Here is a 17,226-nt window from a genome sequence, read left to right as displayed (position 1 = left end):
AGGGAGAAAGTTTTCATCCCGCGATTGTACGCATCGGTCCGGGACGGTTTGATGGCGTCCCGGCCATGCGACAGCCACGCCTCAGCATGGCGCCGCCACTGTGTAAATCGGCGAGCAACACGTAGCGCGCGGTCCGTCGGGTGGATATGGATGGCACGCTCAGACCCGCAATGTGCGAGTTGCATGCTGCACCGAGCACCGGCAGCGCCGTCTGGCAGTCGCGCAGTCGTGTTGTTGGCTGCTCTTAGTAATACACCAGGTACGACACGCCATAGGTCAGTGGATCGATGCGCGCCTTGCCCAGCCGCGCACCGTTGAAGTCAACGTTGCTGCGCGAATCGGTCCAGCGCGCATCCACGCGCAGGCCGCTGCGCTCGTTGAAGATGAAGTCCACGCCGACATGCGCGGTGGCACCGACCGAATCGCTGAAGCGCAGATCGCCATTACCAAATGTCGGCTCGGTATCTTCGCCCAGGAAGGTGGTGTAGTTGATGCCCATGCCCACGAAGGGCGAGACCGTGCCATAGCCGTTGATGTGGTACTGCAACAGCACGCTCGGCGGTACCGACCAATAGCTACCCACCTTGCCCACACCCTGCACTTGGAGGTCGTGCTTGCCCGCCACTGCGGCATGCACTTCGATCCCCAGGTTGTTGCGCAGGAAGTATTCGTAGGTGAACGACAGCGCCGGCGCGCCCTTGATCTCGGCCTGGATGCCGCCGAAGGTGCCGCTATTGGACTTAGGCGAGACATAGCCGGCACCGTAACCGGTCGTCCAATGACCGGCCGACTGTGCAAGGGCGGGTGCGGCCGAGGCGGCCAGTACGATGGCGAAGGCGGTGCGAGTCAGCGTGTTCATGGAATCCCCGGTAGGTCGGACAGACGGGCGACGTGACCGACCTGTCCGCAACTCCGGCGGTGGATGCACGTCCCTGTACGGCAAGTGTGCCAGAGATGCGCCGCCCACGCCGTGGGGATCAGAACCGGTGCACGTAGGCCACGCCGTAGACCAGCGGGTCGATATTGACCGTGCCAATACGGTTGCCGTCCAGGCGCGCCTGGGTATCGATATCGATCCAGCGCAGGTTGACGCGCAGCGCACCGCGGTCGCTGAGCTTGTAGTCAACGCCTGCATGCAGTGCCAGGCCCCAGGAATCGTCCAGCTCCAGCTTGCTGCCGGCCAGCGCGCCGCGGGTGTCGGTGCCGAACAAGCGGGTGTCGTTGATACCGGCGCCAACGAACGGCGAGAGCGTGCCTTGGGCGTTGAAGTGGTACTGCAGTGAGATCACCGGCGTCAGATGCTTGGTGCTGCCCACCCGGCCCAGACCGCGGATCGCAATGTCGTGCTCAAACGGCAGCGCCGCCAGCACTTCGATGCCCAGGTTGTCGGCGATGAAATATTCCGTGGTAAACGTGGGCTTGATGTCCTTGCCCACTTCCACATCGAGCGTGCCGCCGACCAGGCTGCCGTTATCGGACTTGGGGGCGACCTGGTGGGCACCGACGGCAACGGTCCAGTCGCCTTTGGATTGCGCCAGTGCGGGGGCGCTGACAAAGAAGCGGCGAGGCCGGCGAGCAGAAGGGTAGGGCGCATGCGCGGAGCTCTCATGGTGTGCAATGGATGTCGTAAGTCTTGGGGCTTGGCGCCGCCGCCTTGATCCTGATCAATTGGGCTGCGTGCTCAGGCGCGCGGGCCTGCGGTGGCTGCAGTAACAACCCGGACGGTGGGCAGCGTTACGCGCGTGATGGCGGTCGCAGCAGCGCATCGCGCTGATGGCATTACGCGATGCGCGTGGCACAGCTGTCGGCGGGGGAGTGACGCAGACGGCTGTGTGTGCTGGCGCCGACAGCGACTCGATGACCGGTGCGATGCAGCACTTACTTGGCTTTGGCGACCTTGGCTGCATCCACTTCCGGCATCGCCGAGCTGTGGTGATTGATGATCAGCCACTTGCCGTCGCGCTTTTCGTACACGGAGGTGTAGCGGGCCTGCACGTCGCTCTTCCTGCCGTCCTTGTCGGTCAGCGTGAAGGTGTACACGCCGGCATCCACGGCGCTGTCGTCATCGAGCAGGCGCACGGTGCGGTAATTGACCACGCCCTGCGGCTTCTTGGTCAGGAACAGTTCGAAGTAATTTTCGATCTGCTCGCGCGAGGCGCGCACTTCGTTGGAGACGGTCGGCAGCAATACGCTGTCCGGGGCGTACAGATCGGCCACCTCGTGCGGGTTGCCGGTGGCCAGCGCCGCGTTCCAGGTGTCGAACAGCGCAGCGACTTCGCGCTCTTCGCCGCCGGCCGGCAGCATGGCCTTGTCGGTGTAATGCATCACGCCGCCAGCCAGCGCCGGGGTGGCAGCCAGAGCCAGAACCAGAGAGAAAAGTGTGCGACGCATGGGAATCTCCGTGTGCTCGATGGGGGTGCCTCAGCAGGCAGGGCCGGTATCGAAATCCACGGGGTGCCGAAATTCTGCTTTTCGGCATAGCGTTGAATATGCTTTTCGGCGTATTGGATGTAGATTTAAGTAAATGAAATGCATGGGATATGGCTGGTTTCATCGTGCTGGATGAAATGGCGCTTCATTCGATTGACATGAGGTCATCTGGAAACGATCGGTCATGGATGCTGGCGCGCGGATTGGCCGGTCACGCGCGCTTACTGATGGCCGAGCGCAGTGGCAGGCCAGTCTTCGCGAAGCGACGCGTCGAGTTCCTTCACTGGCGAACCGCTAGCCGCTCTCAATCCCCAATCCCGGCCCGCAACAACACGGCCGCAGACAGGTGACGCTGCTAGAATGACGTCCCCTTTCCATCCGCCGCGCTGTCGCGGCCGCAGGAGCTTGTGAACATGGCAATCAAGGTTGGCATCAACGGATTCGGTCGCATCGGCCGCAACGTGCTGCGCTCTGCGGTGCAGAACTTCGCCAATGACATCGAGATCGTGGCCATCAATGACCTGCTCGAGCCCGACTACCTGGCCTACATGCTGCAGTACGACTCGGTGCATGGCCGCTTCAAGGCCGACGTCTCGGTTGACGGCAACACGCTGATCGTCAACGGCAAGAAGATCCGCCTGACCCAGGAACGTGACCCCGCCAACCTCAAGTGGGATGCCGTCGGCGCCGATGTGGTGATCGAGTCCACCGGCCTGTTCCTGACCAAGGAAACCGCACAGAAGCACATCGACGCCGGTGCCAAGAAGGTGATCCTGTCGGCACCGTCCAAGGACGACACCCCGATGTTCGTCTACGGCGTCAACGACAAGACCTACAAGGGCGAAGCGATCATCTCCAATGCATCGTGCACCACCAACTGTCTGGCGCCGTTGGCAAAGGTGATCAACGACAAGTGGGGCATCAAGCGCGGCCTGATGACCACCGTGCATGCGGCCACTGCAACGCAGAAGACCGTCGATGGCCCGTCCAACAAGGATTGGCGCGGCGGCCGCGGCATCCTGGAGAACATCATTCCGTCCTCCACCGGCGCTGCCAAGGCCGTGGGCGTGGTGATCCCCGAGCTCAACAAGAAGCTCACCGGCATGAGCTTCCGCGTGCCGACCTCGGACGTCTCGGTGGTCGACCTCACCGTTGAACTGGAAAAGCCGGCCACCTACGCCGAAATCTGCGCCGAAGTGAAGGCACAGAGCGAAGGCGCACTGAAGGGCGTGCTGGGTTACACCGAAGACAAAGTGGTGGCCACCGATTTCCGCGGCGAAACCTGCACCTCGGTGTTCGACGCCGACGCCGGCATCGCGCTGGATTCCACCTTCGTCAAGCTGGTGTCCTGGTACGACAACGAGTGGGGCTACTCCAACAAGTGCCTGGAAATGGTGCGCGTTGTCGCCAAGTAAGTTTTTGGCTCAGTGATGAAAGAGGCCCCGGCATGCCGGGGCTTTTTTTTGCTATCAATTTTGTGTTTCTTGCACTGCGACGTCTTCCTCGGTCGCTCAGAAGTGGACTTTGCTGGACTCACGTGCGCTAATTTGCGTGCACGGCGTCCGTTCCCGTGTCGTGTACGAAGGATCGGGGAACTCCATGGATCGAGAGAACAGTGATGAATAAGTTTCTGGCAGGCGCTTTGGCGCTGAGTGTGGTTGTTGCGTTTTCCATGCCGTCTAACAGTTGGGCTGCAAAAAAGCAGACCGGTACGCCGGCCTGGATGAATGCCGATGGCGAGGTGATCAAGTCGTCCGATGTTGAGGCGGGCTACGGCGAGACGGTCAAGGGCGTCAACGATTACGAAGGCGAGATCACCGGCAAGCCGGCGCCGGACAGCAAGTTCACCCAGCTCAAGATCGGCATGCCGATGAAGCAGGTGACTGATCTGATCGGACAGCCGACTGACCAAGGGTCGTATGTCACCGGCAAGGCCTTCATCCCGTTCTTTTACGGTGGCGACCGCTACCGTCATGAAATGGCTTACAAAGGCCAGGGTCGTTTGGTGTTTGCTGGCAAGTCGATGGATACCGGCGGCAACTTGATCTGGATCATCCATAACAAGAACGACAGCGGCTACCGCGAATAACTCGTCAAAAACGCCCGGTTCTCCGGGCGTTTTCTCGTATAAGGCGCGCACGGAATCACGCGTGCGGCTGCTGCTAGTCGGCTCTTCAACCAATCGCCTGATCGAGAGGTCGGCTGCCCAGTCGTGGCCTGACGCTGTATGGTTCGCGCATTCGGCTGGACGCCGGCTCGGGGTTGGTGCGTTGGAAACGATAATCGTGTTGGCGGTCCTGGTGCTGCTTGCTGTGCCGGTGGGCGTGGTGGTGGCGCTGGTGTGGATTGCCGGGCTGCGGCGGCGGGTTGTAGTGCTGGAGCAGCGGCTTGCGCAGTGGCAGACGGGTACTGCGGAGCGCGCGGATGCGCCAGCGCAAGCACCAGCGCAAGCACCAGCGTACGCGCCGGGCAGGGCTTGGGAGCGGCCCGAGGTGCCGGATCTCGACGCGGGGCTAGGTTCCAGTGCGGACAACGCTGCGCATGTGTCCGCAGCTCAACGCGGCGACGGCTGGCATATGGCTGCTGCTGCGGAGCAGAACGCGGCCGATGGGTCCGCGGTGCCACCACCGTTGCCTGCGCAGACCACTGCAGCTGCGGCGCGCGATGTAAACGCGATGTTGCAAGTTCCCGGCCAAGACTCTCAGCCCGCGCAATCTCAGGCACCGCACGCTCAGTCGGCGCAATCTCAAGCAGCACACTCTGAGTCAGGGCAACCTCAAGCAGCGCAACGGCAGCCCACACAGCCGCAGCCACCGCAACCGGCTTATGCCCCGGCCCAGCCAGGCCCCGTCGCGCGCGCGGCGACCGCATTGAAGCGCTGGTTCACCGAAGGCAATGTGCCGGTCAAGGTGGGCATGTTGGTGTTGTTGGCCGGCGTAGCGTCGCTGTTGAAGTACGCCAGCGACCAGGGCTGGATGCGCATGCCGATCGAGCTGCGCTTGGCCGGCATCAGCGTTCTCGCATTGGTCGGCCTGGTGTTTGGTTGGAAGCAACGCGCGCAGCGGCCAGGCTTTGCGTTGGCATTGCAGGGCGGCGCCATCGGCGGCTTGTTGTTGACGGTGTTTGCGGCCTTCAAGTTGTACGGATTGCTGGATGCTGGACCGGCGCTGGGCATCAGCGTGGTGCTGATCGCGGGCATGTGCGTGCTGGCCGTGTTGCAGGATTCGCGCACGTTGGCGGTGCTGGGGGTGCTGGCCGGCTTCCTTGCACCGATCTGGCTGTCTACCGGCAGCGGCAATCATGTCGGGCTGTTTACGTATTACGCCGTGCTCAACGCCGGCATCGTGGCGATTGCGTGGCTACGTCCGTGGCGCGCGCTGAACCTGCTGGGGTTTGCGTTCACCTTCGGCATCGGCACTTTGTGGGGAGCGCTGCAATACACCCCGGCAAAATTCGCCACCACCGAGCCATTCCTATTGCTGTTCTTCGCCATGTACGTGGCCATTCTGGTGCTGCACGCGCGCCGCGGCGATGGCAGCGCAGGCAAGGTCATTGATGGAAGCCTGTTGTTCGGCACGCCGCTGGTCGCTTTCGCGCTGCAGGCACGCTTGCTTGAGGGCGATCGACTGCCGTTGGCGTTGTGCGCGGTCGCAGTGGCCGCGTTGTACGCAGGCCTGGCGAGCTGGTTGTTGCGCCGTACCTGCACGCGTTTGCTGGGCCAGGCGCACGCGATGCTGGCGGTCGGCTTCGCTACCCTGGCGATCCCGCTAGCACTGTCGGCACGTGCCACTGCAAGCGTGTTTGCGCTGGAGGGTGTCGGCTTGTTGTGGCTGGGTTTACGCCAGCAACGGCGGATCCCGCAGGTCAGCGGCGTGGCGCTGCAGGTACTCGCGGCGGTCGGTGTCGCCTTCGGCGTGGATGCCTGGCGCTACGACGCGGTAGCGGTGGCCAATGCGACCTGCATGAGCACCTTGCTGATCGCACTTGCCGGTTGGGCTAGTGCCTGGTTCCTGCGCGATGCAGAGCATCCAGGGCGCGCGCTGGTGGCGTATCTGTGGGGGCTGGGCTGGTGGGCGCTGTGCGGCGTGCATGAGGTGCTGCGCTTTGCCGATCTGCGCAGCGAACCCGATCTGCTGCTGGGCTTTGTCGCACTTAGCCTGTGGCTGGCGGCCGACGTGCATCGCCGTCGTCCCACAACGGCACTGGTATGGACGGTGATGTCGGGTCTGGCGCTGGCGGCGCCGTTGGCGCTGTGGCAGGTCGAAGCGCATACCCAGCCGTTCGCGCATTGGGGCGCGCTGGCCTGGGGCGTTTTTGCGCTGGCAGGTACGCGTGCGCTGTGGTGCCTGCGCAGGCAGCAGGGCGCTGGCGCGATGGCCGCACAGTTCATCTGGTGGTTGCTGTGGCCGCTGGTGGTGTCATTGGGTGCCGCCTGGTTGGCCGATGCGTTCTTGCTGGCGAACGGCTGGCGTTGCGCTTTGCTGGCGGCGCCGTGGCTGATTGTGGCGACGCTGGGATTGTTGCGTTGGCCGTGGCTGGCATGGCCTCAGGCTGCGAGCTTCGATCCAGCACGCAACGCCTTGCTGAGTTGCGTGTTCGCGGTGTTGGGGCTCGGCTGGCTGCTCGTGTTGCTGGACCCGGTAAGCGCGGCGCCATTGCCGTGGCTGCCGCTGTTCAATCCGGCCGAGCTGGCGCAGCTTGCGGTGCTCGCATTGCTCGCGCGCTGGGCCTGGTCGCCACCCGCGCCGGCACTACTGCAGCGCTGGCGCGTGACCGCGCTGGGTGTGCTGGGTTGGGCGTTGATCACCGGCAGCACCTTGCACAGCGTGCATCACTGGGGCGGCGTGCCGTGGGATTCCGCCTTGATTAGCGCCACCTTGTCGCAGACCAGCCTCACCATCGTGTGGAGCGTGCTGGGCGTGCTGGGTTGGGTGATCGGCTCGCGCCGCGGGCAGCGTGGGTTGTGGCTGGGTGGCGCGTTGCTGATGGGCCTGGTGTTGGCGAAGTTGGTGTTGGTCGACCGCCAGCATCTGGGCAACTTGCTGGGCATCGGCTCGTTCATGGCCTATGGGCTGTTGTGCACCGTGGTGGGCTATCTGGCGCCGGCACCACCGCGTCCGCTGGCTGCTGCTGAAGAACATGCTGTCGAAGACGACGGCGTCGAAAAGGATCAGGCATGAAATCGATGCGATGGGCGCTGTTGGTGATGGTGCCGATGCTGGCGCAGGCCGCCGATGTGCGGCAGGACTACCGCCAGCAGTGGCCGCTGCAGGTGACAGGCTCGGATGCCGGCATTTATCAGTTGAGCTTGAACGAAGCGGTGTATCGCACCGCGCACGACGCGGCACTGCGTGATGTCACGGTGATTGATGCGCGTGGCCAAGAGCTGCCCACCGCCTGGTTGCCGGCGGATGCAGCACCGGCGGCTGCGGCGCGCCGGCAGCGCCTGCCCCTGTTTGCACTGCCGGCCGGTGCGGCGCCGGCCAATGGCGATCTGCAACTGATTGCCGAGCGCGATGCCAGCGGCGCAGTGCGCAGGCTGGAAGGCCGCTTTGCGACCGGTGCAGCTGCCGCGGCACGAAACGGTGGGAGTTGGTTGATCGATGCCAGCGCATTGCACGATCGCCCGCGCGCGCTACTGCTGGATTGGGATGGCGACATGCCCGTGCAGGCGCAGTTACGCGTGGAAGGCAGCGACGATCTGCGCGACTGGCGCGTGCTCGCCTCAGACGCCACGGTCATGGCGCTAGACAACCAGACCCAGCGATTGCAGCAGCGCCGCATCGCACTCGACGGCGGCGCGCGTTATGTGCGCCTGGTGCCGGTGTCGGGCCAGTTGCCGGCGTTGCGCGTGGTCGAGGCAGAGCTGGAGGGCATCACCGCATCCGCACTGCCGCAGTGGCTGGAACTGCCAGGCACCGCGAAAGATGCAGCGGTGGTGTACGCCTTGCCGGGACGCTTTCCGATCACTCAGCTCGATGTCGGTGGCAGTCAGGCCGAGGCGGTCGAATGGATCGTGGCAAGCCGCGATGCCGACGATGCGCCATGGTTGCAGCGTGCTGGCCCGTGGTTGGCATATCGGCTGGGCAAGGGCGCTGCGGCCGCGTCGCCACCGCAGGTGCTGTCTGCCCCGGTGCGCGATCGCCAATGGCGGTTGGTTGCTGCGCAAGGGCGTAGCACTGCGGTGCCTAGATTACGTGTGGGGTATCAACCCGAGCGGCTGATGTTTCTGGCCCAGGGGCAGCCGCCGTATGCGCTGGTCGCTGGCAGTGCGCGTGCGCAACGCACCGATGCACCGCTGGCCTCGATGCTGCAGGCACTGCGGCGCGACCGCGGCGCGCAGTGGCAACCGGCGCAGGCCAATGTTGCTGCGCAGGCACAGCCGCTGGCGGGTGAGGCCGCGCTGCAGCCGGCCGTCACACCGCGTGACTGGAAGCGCTGGCTGCTGTGGGGCCTGTTGGTCGGTGGCGCCTTGTTGGTTGGTGCTTTCGCGGTGAGTCTGCTGCGTAGTTCATCGGCCAATCGCAACGGCTGAGCGCACCGGCGTCGCACGGCGGTTTGCCGCTGCGGCGCGAAGGTCGGACAATAGACGTCCCCCGTGACCCAGGCAGCCGTATTGCCCGTCGTGTTCGACCAAGCGTCCCCCGCGTTGCCAACCGCGTTGGCGGCGTCACGCGTGGTGAGCAATGCGCGCGGCACGCGATCCGCAAGACGGGCCAACGACATCGCAATGGCGATTCACAGCCATGGGCCATCGCAACCATCTGCCGCTACGGCACAGCGCCCACATGCTGCCCCAGCACGTCTGCTGCGTGCTTCTGCATGACCAATTCTTATCCCCCTCCTAGACCGAACGAGCTGAGCCCATGTCCATTGTCCGCATGACCGACCTCGATCTCTCCGGCAAGCGCGTGTTGATCCGCCAGGATCTCAACGTGCCGATCGACAACGGCCAGATCACCTCCGAGCAGCGCATTACCGCCTCGGTGCCCACCATCAAGCTGGCGCTGGAAAAGGGCGCGGCCGTCATGGTGACCTCGCACCTGGGTCGCCCCAAAGAAGGTAGCTGGACCGAAGAAGATTCGCTGGCGCCGGTGGCCACGCGCCTGGCTGCGTTGCTGGGCGTGGACGTGCCGCTGGTGCGCGACTGGGTCGACGGCGTGGAAGTCGCGCCGGGCCAAGTGGTGCTGCTGGAAAACTGCCGCATGAATGTCGGCGAGGGCAAGGACGACGAGACGCTGGCGCGCAAGTACGCCGCGTTGTGCGACGTGTTCGTGATGGATGCCTTCGGCACCGCGCACCGCGCGCAGGCGTCCACGCATGGCGTGATCCGCTTCGCGCCGGTCGCAGCGGGTGGCCCGCTGTTGATGGCCGAACTCGACGCCCTGGCAAAGGCGCTGGACAACCCGGCCAAGCCACTGCTGGCGATCGTGGCCGGCAGCAAGGTCTCCACCAAGCTGGAGTTGCTGTCCAACCTGGTCAACAAGGTCGACCAGCTGATCGTCGGCGGCGGCATCGCCAATACCTTCATCGCCGCAGCCGGTCACGACGTGGGCAAGTCGTTGAACGAGCCAGACTTGATCCCGACCGCCAACCAGATCGTGGCCGATGCCAAGACCCGTGGCGCAGAAATTCCGCTGCCCACCGACGTGGTCGTTGCCAAGCAGTTCCTGCCCGACGCCGAAGCCAGCGTGAAGTCGCTCGATGCGGTCGATGCCGATGACCTGATCCTGGATATCGGCCCGCAAACCGCGCAGCGCTATGCCGAGCTGATCGCCAGCGCCGGCACGGTGGTGTGGAACGGGCCAGTCGGCGTGTTCGAATTCGAGTCCTTCAGTCACGGCACCGAAACGTTGGCACGCGCGATCGCCAGCTCCAAGGCGTTCTCGATCGCCGGCGGTGGCGACACCTTGGCCGCAGTGGACAAGTACGACATCGCCAAGGACGTCACCTACATTTCCACCGGCGGCGGTGCGTTTCTGGAGTTTCTGGAAGGCAAGACCTTGCCGGCGGTTGCCGCACTCGAGGCCCGCGGTCAGTGAGCGCAGCCACGCTGTTTTTCGATCTGGACGGCACGCTGGTCGATTCGGAACCTGGCATCGTCGCCAGCATCGTGCATGCCTTCGACGAACTCGGGCAGCCGCGTCCCTCCGCGCAGACCTTGCGCGCCTGGATCGGCCCGCCCTTGCGTGACAGCTTCACCGAGTGTTTTCCGAATGATCCGGAGTTGGTGCAGCGTGCGCTCGGGCTCTACCGCGCGCGCTACGACGCGATGGGCTGGACCGAGCTCAGTGTGTTCGACGGCATTGGCGAGGTGGTCACCGGCCTGCAGCGCGCCGGTCACCGTCTTGCGGTGGTCACGTCCAAGAACGAACGCTATGCGCGGCGCATCGTCGAGCATTTGCCGTTCGGCGTGTGCTTCGAAGAAGTGATTGGTGCCAGCGAAGACGGCGAACGTCGCTTCAAGCCAGACCTCATTGCCGAAGCGTTGCGCCGTTTGCAGATCGAGAAAACTGGCTGCGTGATGATCGGCGACCGGCGCATGGATATCGATGGCGCCAATCACCATGGCATCCATAGCATCGGCGTGTTGTGGGGCTTCGGCAACGAGGACGAATTGCGGGACGCCGGTGCCGGTGCGCTGGCACGCACGCCGGCTGAACTGGCGGCGTTGCTTCAGTGACGAACAATGCGCGTCAGCCGTTGCGTTCGCTTGGTCGACGCGCCTGCAACGGCGGTTCGCAGCGCGCAGAATACTCTTCACCGCTGCCGGGTTAGGGTGGCGACCGCCCGCGTTGCTCATGGCAATGCAGGCGTAGGCGTACGTACTGTCCCGCACTGTCTGTAAGACATGCCGGAAACGGAGGAAGGCTATGCCGCAATGCCATCCTTGGTGCGTGACGTGTGTGTTAAGTTTCGCGGCTTTTACAGGGAGGCCATCATGAAAGAACGTCAACGCCGCACCAAAATCCTCGCCACCCTCGGACCGGCAACGGATGCGCCCGGTGTGCTGGATACGCTGTTCAAGGCGGGCGTCAACGTGGTGCGCCTCAACTTCAGCCATGGCGACCCGTCCGGGCAGGCCAAGCGTGCTGCCGAAGTGCGTGCCGCTGCGGCCCGCGTCGGCGCCGAAGTCGGCATCCTGGCCGATTTGCCGGGCCCGAAGATTCGTATCGAGCGTTTTGCCGAAGGCAAGATCAAGCTGACCATGGGCGAGCGCTTCGACCTGGTGGCCGATGCCAATGCGCCGGCCGGCGACCAGCACCAGGTCGGCGTCAGCTACCTGGGCCTGCCGCAGGATGTGACCGCTGGCGACGTGCTGCTGCTCGACGATGGCCTGGTGCAGCTGCAGGTCACCGACGTGCAGGGCGCGCGCATCGTCACCACCGTGCTCAACGATGGGGTGTTGTCCGACCGCAAGGGCCTCAACAAGCAGGGCGGCGGCTTGTCGCTGGGCGCGCTGACCGAGCGCGACAAAGAGCTGATCGGCATCGTTGCCAAGATCGGCGTGGACTTTATTGCGGTGTCGTTCTGTCGCAATGCGCAGGACATGCACGACGCGCGCCAGATCGCCCAGCAGCACGGCTGCGACGCGCAGCTGGTGTCCAAGATCGAGCGCACCGAAGCGATCGAAAACCTGGTCGAGATCGTCGAAGCTTCCGACGTGGTGATGGTGGCGCGTGGCGACCTGGGCGTGGAAATCGGCGACGCCGAATTGCCGGGCCTGCAGAAGAAGATCATTCGCGAATCGCTGGCGCAGAACAAGGTGGTGATCACCGCCACGCAGATGCTGCAGTCGATGGTGGAAAGCCCGATCCCGACCCGCGCCGAAGTGCTGGACGTGGCCAATGCGGTCATCGACGGCACCGATGCGGTGATGCTCTCGGCCGAAACCGCTGCCGGTGCCTACCCGGTGCGTGCGGTGGAAGCGATGGCGCGTATCTGCCTGGGTGCCGAGCACCAGTTTGAATTCGATACCGACTTCGAAGCGGCGCAGCGTAATCTGCAGCGCGCCGACCAGGCCATCGCGATGGCGACCATGTTCCTGTCCGAGCACATCGGCCTGGGTGGCGTGGTGGCGTTGACCGAATCCGGCGGCACCCCGCGCTTCCTGTCGCGCTTCCGCTCCAACATGCCGATCTACGCCTTCACCCGTCACGATGGCGCGCGTCGCCAGATGGCCATGATGCGTGGCGTGTTCCCGATCAACTTCGACAGCCGCGGCCTGACCCCGCGCGAAGCCGCACGTGCGGCGATCCGTCTGTTGGTAGAGAACGAGCGCATGGGCCCAGGCGATCGCGTGGTATTTACCAGCGGCGAGCACATGGAAACGCATGGCGCTACCAACACCCTGCGTCTGCTGGAAGTGGGCGAAGACGGCCGCGCTACCGGCCTGGGCGAGCTGTAATGCCTGGTGACCGCATCCGGCGCATGAGCTGAGTCGGAAGAGAAGGTTCACGCAGCGGCGGCCCCGGGGTCGCCGTTGTGCTGTGTGGCAATGGGGCGCGCGGGGGCAAGGGCTCAGCCGCGGCTGGAGTGTTGGCCAACCGCCGGATCCGATGAATGCCCAGTCCGCGCAACATCGCCACGTGCTGCCGCAAGGCGTCGATATAGCGGGCTATGTGTGCACAAGCTCGAGCCTGTTCGCGATGTGCCGCATGCCACATTGCCACATGCCACGCTCGCAGTTCTACGGCACAGACCAAGCGTCAAAGCGGCCAACACCACGAGCGCTACCAACTCAGGCATGGCTCGGTGTCAACCGCGCTGTTGCACATCACTGCCTCGATACATCACAGCACCGCATGCAACAAGCCACGCGCCATGCTCAGCTCTTACGATTCCCGATTCCCGGTTCCCGATTCAAGGGATACGAGCAGCACCACACATCCTGTCACGCACATCACGTGTAATCGGTTGCAGACATTCCGTGAAGGAATGTCTACGACTTTCGTCGCTATACTTTCGTTCTCCCCCGCAGCTGCCACAGGAACCACATGAGCATCGAACAGCTTGCCGAAACCGCCCAGGCCATGGTCGCCCCGGGTAAGGGCATCATCGCCATCGACGAATCGACCAGCACGATCGCCAAGCGTTTTGCCAGCGTCGGCATCGAGAACATCGAAGAAAACCGTCGTGCCTACCGCGAACTGTTGCTGACCACGCCCAAGCTGAGCGACTACATCTCCGGCGCCATCTTGTTCGATGAGACCATCCGTCAGAAGACCAAGGACGGCGTGCCGTTCGCCGAGTACATGACCGCCCACGGCATCATCCCGGGCATCAAGGTCGACAAGGGCGCGCAGCCGCTGGCCGGCATGCCGGGCGAACTGGTCACCGAAGGCCTGGACGGCCTGCGTGCACGTCTTGAGGAGTACTACACGCTGGGCGCGCGCTTCGCCAAGTGGCGTGCAGTGATCAACATCGGCGAAGACATCCCGTCCGGCACCTGCATCGAGGCCAACTCGCACGCGCTGGCGCGTTACGCCGCGCTGTGTCAGGAGCAGGGCCTGGTGCCGATGGTCGAGCCGGAAGTGATCATGGACGGCAGCCACGACATCGAAACCTGCTACGAGGTCACCGAAGCCACGCTGCGTTCGCTGTTCGGCGCACTGTATGAGCAGAACGTCGTGCTCGAAGGCACCATCCTGAAGGCCTCGATGGTCATCTCCGGCAAGAGCTGCGAAGAGCAGGCCAGCATCGAAGAGGTGGCCGAGTCCACCGTGATGTGCCTGAAGTCGACTGTGCCGGCGATCCTGCCGGGCATCGTGTTCCTGTCCGGCGGCCAGACCGACGAGCAGTCCACCGCCCACCTCAACGAAATGCACCAGCTTGGCAACCTGCCGTGGCCGCTGAGCTTCTCCTACGGCCGCGCCATGCAGCAGGCCGCACTGAAGCTGTGGGCCAAGGACATGACCGGCAACTTCGCCAAGGCGCAGCAGGTCATTTATGAGCGCGCCAAGGAAAACGGCCTGGCCGCGCTGGGTAAGTGGAAGGGTTGATCAATTGATGACGGCCGCAAGGCCGCTGCATCGAGAAGACAAAAACGCCGGCAGCGATGCCGGCGTTTTTGTTTGTGGCATCCGTAAGTGCATAGAGATGCAGCGCTTAAACACTAAAGGCGCCTTGCGGCGCCTTTGCTTCAATCAAAGTGCTTCAATTTATCTGTTGATGCGACATCCCGTCGGCCTCAAGCCAAAGCTCAGGCCGCCGCACTGTCCTGCGTCGCCAACGCTTGCTGATACGCCTTGTAGGTCGCCTCGTTGTAAGCCACCAGCACGATGTGTTTGGGCACTTGGTGCGAGCGCTGCCAATCGCGCGTTTCGGTCACGGCGATGCGGGCTGCCTGATGTAGCGGGTAGCCGTAAATGCTACAGCTGATCGCTGGGAACGCGATCGAGTGCAGCATCATCTGCTCGGCCAGTTTCAGCGATTGCCAGTAGCAGTTGGCCAGCTGTTCCGGCTCGTTGTGCTTGCCGTCGCGCCACACCGGGCCGACGGTATGGAACACATGCCGCGCCTTTAGATTGAAACCGTCGGTGATGCGGATTTCGCCGGTGGGGCAACGCACGCCGGGACGCACTTGCGGCAATGCTTCGCAGGCTTCCAGCAGACGCGGACCGGCGGCACGGTGGATGGCGCCATCGACTCCGCCACCGCCCAGCAGTGATTCGTTTGCAGCGTTGACGATGACGTCAACGTCGAGTTCGGTAATGTCGCCTTGCCAGACTTCGATTCTCATAGCCCGATAATTATTGGATTTGCATGATGAGCGTGTGATGGGAAGCACGCTGCGGAATCCGCATGCTAGCGGCCATTCATCTCATCTGCTGCGACTGTCGCGCGGGTTGGAATGTGCGCCGTTCAACGCCATCCACCGCCTTTTCATAGCGCTGGGCTGCATCAATTGCCGCGCACATGTTGTGCATGTCACGCGTTACAACCAGCGGCGGACGCGCGCGCAATAGTCGTTGTAGTGGCGGCCGAATTCGGCGCGCAGACGCGTCTCTTCAAACGGGATGACATAGAGCTGCAGGGCAAGCCACGGCAGCGGCACCAGCGCGACGGCCCATAGCAGCCCAAGCTGCAGGCAGAGGCCGACGTAGCTCAGTACCAGCGCCAGATACATCGGGTTGCGGGTGAAGCGATACGTGCCGTCCAGCACCAGACGCGAGGGATGACCACTCGGCATGATGGTGGTGCGGCGACGTGCGAACAGAATGAAACAGCTCACTGCCAATGCCAGACCGAGACAGGCGATGACGCCGCCAGCCAGTTCGATGATTGCGAGCGGCGTGGGAGCGGGCAGCGGCAGCTCCAGCGCGTCCTGCAACCACGCGCCCAGACCCAGAGCCAGCGCAAAGTGGACCGGGGAGGTCATCTTCACCAGCCACGGCGCCCGCGAGGCGCGGGTGTCGCTGTGTCCATACGGGCGGTTGTTCACACATCTCTCCCTGCAGTACGGTCGTGATCTTAACGCTTCCTTGACATCGGCGGGGTGCAGGCGTTCTGGAGTCTGAAAAGCAGGGGAGATGCTTGCACGCAGCGCCGGTACGGCTCGGCGACTGCGCCGTCACACTGCGAAGCCAATAGCCAATAGCCAATAGCCAATAGCCAATAGCCAATAGCCAATAGCCAATAGCCAATAGCCAATAGCCAATAGCCAATTGCCAATTGCCGATAGCCGGAAGGACGGACGAATCCAAGACCGCCAATTGCCCGCCACCATGCATCGCGTCGGGCGCGCAATCCCTGCACATCTCGGCCGAAAAAAAGCCGCGCATCGCGCGGCTTCATCCCTCGTCATCCATTGCGATGGATCAGGGCAGCCCGGCCAGCCAGTCGTCGTCGGAGCCTTCATTGATGTCGGCAAACAGAGGCGTGGAGAAGTAGCGTTCGCCAGTGTCGGGCAGCATCGCCAGGATCACGGCGCCGTGCTCGGCGCCTTCGGCCACGCGCAGCGCGGTCGCGACGGTGGCGCCGCCGGAGATGCCGGTAAAGATGCCTTCCTCGGCGGCCAGGCGGCGTGCGACGCTAATCGCGTCGGTGTCTTCCACGCTCAGCACTTCATGCGCGACGTCGCGGTTGAGCACTTCGGGCACGAAGTCGGGGGTCCAGCCCTGGATCTTGTGCGGCTTCCAGTCCTGGCCCTGCAGCAGGGCGGCGCCCGCTGGCTCGGAAGCGGTAATGCGTACTTCCGGGCGGGCAATACGCAGTACCTCGCCCACGCCGGTCAGGGTGCCGCCGGTGCCCCAGCCGGTGACGAAATGGTCCAGCCGGTGGCCGGCGAAGTCGCGCAGGACCTCGGCGGCGGTGGTGTTGCGGTGGTAGGCCGGGTTGGCCGGATTGGCGAACTGGCTGGCCAGGAACCAGCCGTGCTGTTCGGCCAGTTCCTTGGCTTTGCGCACCATGCCGCTGCCGCGCTCGGCAGCCGGGGTCAGGATGACCTTGGCGCCATAGGCGCGCATCAGCTTGCGGCGTTCGATGGAGAAGGTTTCCACCATGGTGGCGACGAACTTGTAGCCGCGCGCTGCGGCCACCATGGCCAAGGCCACGCCCGTGTTGCCGGAGGTGGCTTCGACGATGGTGTCGCCGGGCTTGAGCAGGCCGCGCTGTTCGGCGTCCAGGATGATCGCCAGCGCCAGCCGGTCCTTGACCGAGCCGCCGGGATTGAACGATTCCACCTTGACGTACAAGGTCACATTGTCCGGGGCGAGGCGTTGGAGCTTGACCACCGGGGTGCGGCCGATGGTGTCGAGGATGTTGTCGTACAGGGCCATGGGGTCTCCGTCGGGA

Annotated in this window: 14 protein-coding genes and 1 pseudogene; 8 read left to right on the top strand and 7 right to left on the bottom strand. The window is 63.9% G+C overall.

Annotation, left to right across the window (positions count from 1 at the left end):
- Positions 1-244: 244 nt before the first annotated feature.
- The 3 genes and pseudogenes from NX05_RS14100 to NX05_RS14090 form a co-directional block, all read right to left on the bottom strand.
- On the bottom strand, positions 245-859 hold the full coding sequence (locus NX05_RS14100) for an OmpW/AlkL family protein (RefSeq protein ID WP_039436376.1): 615 nt from the start codon (positions 857-859) through the stop codon (positions 245-247).
- Positions 860-977: 118 nt separating this feature from the next.
- Positions 978-1,594 (bottom strand): annotated as a pseudogene (locus tag NX05_RS14095) (OmpW/AlkL family protein).
- A 284-nt stretch (positions 1,595-1,878) separates the two neighbouring features.
- Positions 1,879-2,391, bottom strand: coding sequence for an SgcJ/EcaC family oxidoreductase (locus NX05_RS14090; protein WP_039447245.1), 513 nt, complete (start codon positions 2,389-2,391; stop codon positions 1,879-1,881).
- Between the two features lie 452 nt (positions 2,392-2,843).
- Here NX05_RS14090 and gap point away from each other — a divergent pair, with 452 nt between their 5' ends.
- The 8 genes from gap (at position 2,844) to NX05_RS14050 (ending at position 14,432) form a co-directional block, all read left to right on the top strand.
- Positions 2,844-3,845 carry a type I glyceraldehyde-3-phosphate dehydrogenase gene (gene gap / locus NX05_RS14085; RefSeq protein WP_003490161.1) on the top strand — a complete coding sequence of 334 codons (1,002 nt, stop codon included), beginning with the start codon at positions 2,844-2,846 and terminating at the stop codon, positions 3,843-3,845.
- A gap of 257 nt (positions 3,846-4,102) precedes the next feature.
- On the top strand, positions 4,103-4,519 hold the full coding sequence (locus NX05_RS14080; protein WP_172645757.1) for a hypothetical protein: 417 nt from the start codon (positions 4,103-4,105) through the stop codon (positions 4,517-4,519).
- A gap of 181 nt (positions 4,520-4,700) precedes the next feature.
- Positions 4,701-7,610: a DUF2339 domain-containing protein gene (locus NX05_RS14075; RefSeq protein ID WP_039436369.1), complete on the top strand. Its 2,910-nt coding sequence runs from the start codon at positions 4,701-4,703 to the stop codon at positions 7,608-7,610.
- On the top strand, positions 7,607-8,965 hold the full coding sequence (locus NX05_RS14070; RefSeq protein ID WP_039436367.1) for a DUF3999 domain-containing protein: 1,359 nt from the start codon (positions 7,607-7,609) through the stop codon (positions 8,963-8,965). The genes NX05_RS14075 and NX05_RS14070 overlap by 4 nt, the downstream gene beginning before the upstream one ends.
- 331 nt (positions 8,966-9,296) lie before the next feature.
- Positions 9,297-10,472: a phosphoglycerate kinase gene (locus NX05_RS14065; protein WP_039436365.1), complete on the top strand. Its 1,176-nt coding sequence runs from the start codon at positions 9,297-9,299 to the stop codon at positions 10,470-10,472.
- Positions 10,469-11,113 carry an HAD family hydrolase gene (locus NX05_RS14060; RefSeq protein WP_010377939.1) on the top strand — a complete coding sequence of 215 codons (645 nt, stop codon included), beginning with the start codon at positions 10,469-10,471 and terminating at the stop codon, positions 11,111-11,113. The genes NX05_RS14065 and NX05_RS14060 overlap by 4 nt, the downstream gene beginning before the upstream one ends.
- A 258-nt stretch (positions 11,114-11,371) precedes the next feature.
- Positions 11,372-12,838, top strand: coding sequence for a pyruvate kinase (pyk, locus tag NX05_RS14055; protein ID WP_039436362.1), 1,467 nt, complete (start codon positions 11,372-11,374; stop codon positions 12,836-12,838).
- A 589-nt stretch (positions 12,839-13,427) separates the two neighbouring features.
- Positions 13,428-14,432 (top strand): class I fructose-bisphosphate aldolase, encoded by a 1,005-nt coding sequence (locus NX05_RS14050; RefSeq protein WP_003487259.1) that lies wholly within the window; start codon positions 13,428-13,430, stop codon positions 14,430-14,432.
- Between the two features lie 200 nt (positions 14,433-14,632).
- On the opposite strand, the gene NX05_RS14045 is transcribed toward NX05_RS14050, so the two are convergent.
- The 4 genes from NX05_RS14045 to cysK form a co-directional block, all read right to left on the bottom strand.
- Complete coding sequence (locus NX05_RS14045) at positions 14,633-15,172, bottom strand: O-acetyl-ADP-ribose deacetylase (protein ID WP_039436359.1); 540 nt, start codon at positions 15,170-15,172, stop codon at positions 14,633-14,635.
- Positions 15,173-15,367: 195 nt separating this feature from the next.
- A complete protein-coding gene (locus tag NX05_RS14040; RefSeq protein ID WP_010370880.1) occupies positions 15,368-15,874 on the bottom strand; it encodes a methyltransferase family protein in 507 nt (168 codons plus the stop codon).
- 29 nt (positions 15,875-15,903) lie between these two features.
- On the bottom strand, positions 15,904-16,227 hold the full coding sequence (locus tag NX05_RS23805; protein WP_155550129.1) for a hypothetical protein: 324 nt from the start codon (positions 16,225-16,227) through the stop codon (positions 15,904-15,906).
- 23 nt (positions 16,228-16,250) lie between these two features.
- Positions 16,251-17,210 (bottom strand): cysteine synthase A, encoded by a 960-nt coding sequence (cysK, locus tag NX05_RS14035; protein WP_039436354.1) that lies wholly within the window; start codon positions 17,208-17,210, stop codon positions 16,251-16,253.
- Positions 17,211-17,226 lie beyond the last annotated feature (16 nt).

Origin of the sequence: Xanthomonas vasicola (assembly GCF_000772705.2) — a bacterium.
Classification (GTDB): domain Bacteria; phylum Pseudomonadota; class Gammaproteobacteria; order Xanthomonadales; family Xanthomonadaceae; genus Xanthomonas; species Xanthomonas vasicola.
The sequence above is the reverse complement of the archived record's forward strand: the minus strand, read 5'-3'. Positions and strand labels throughout refer to the sequence as shown.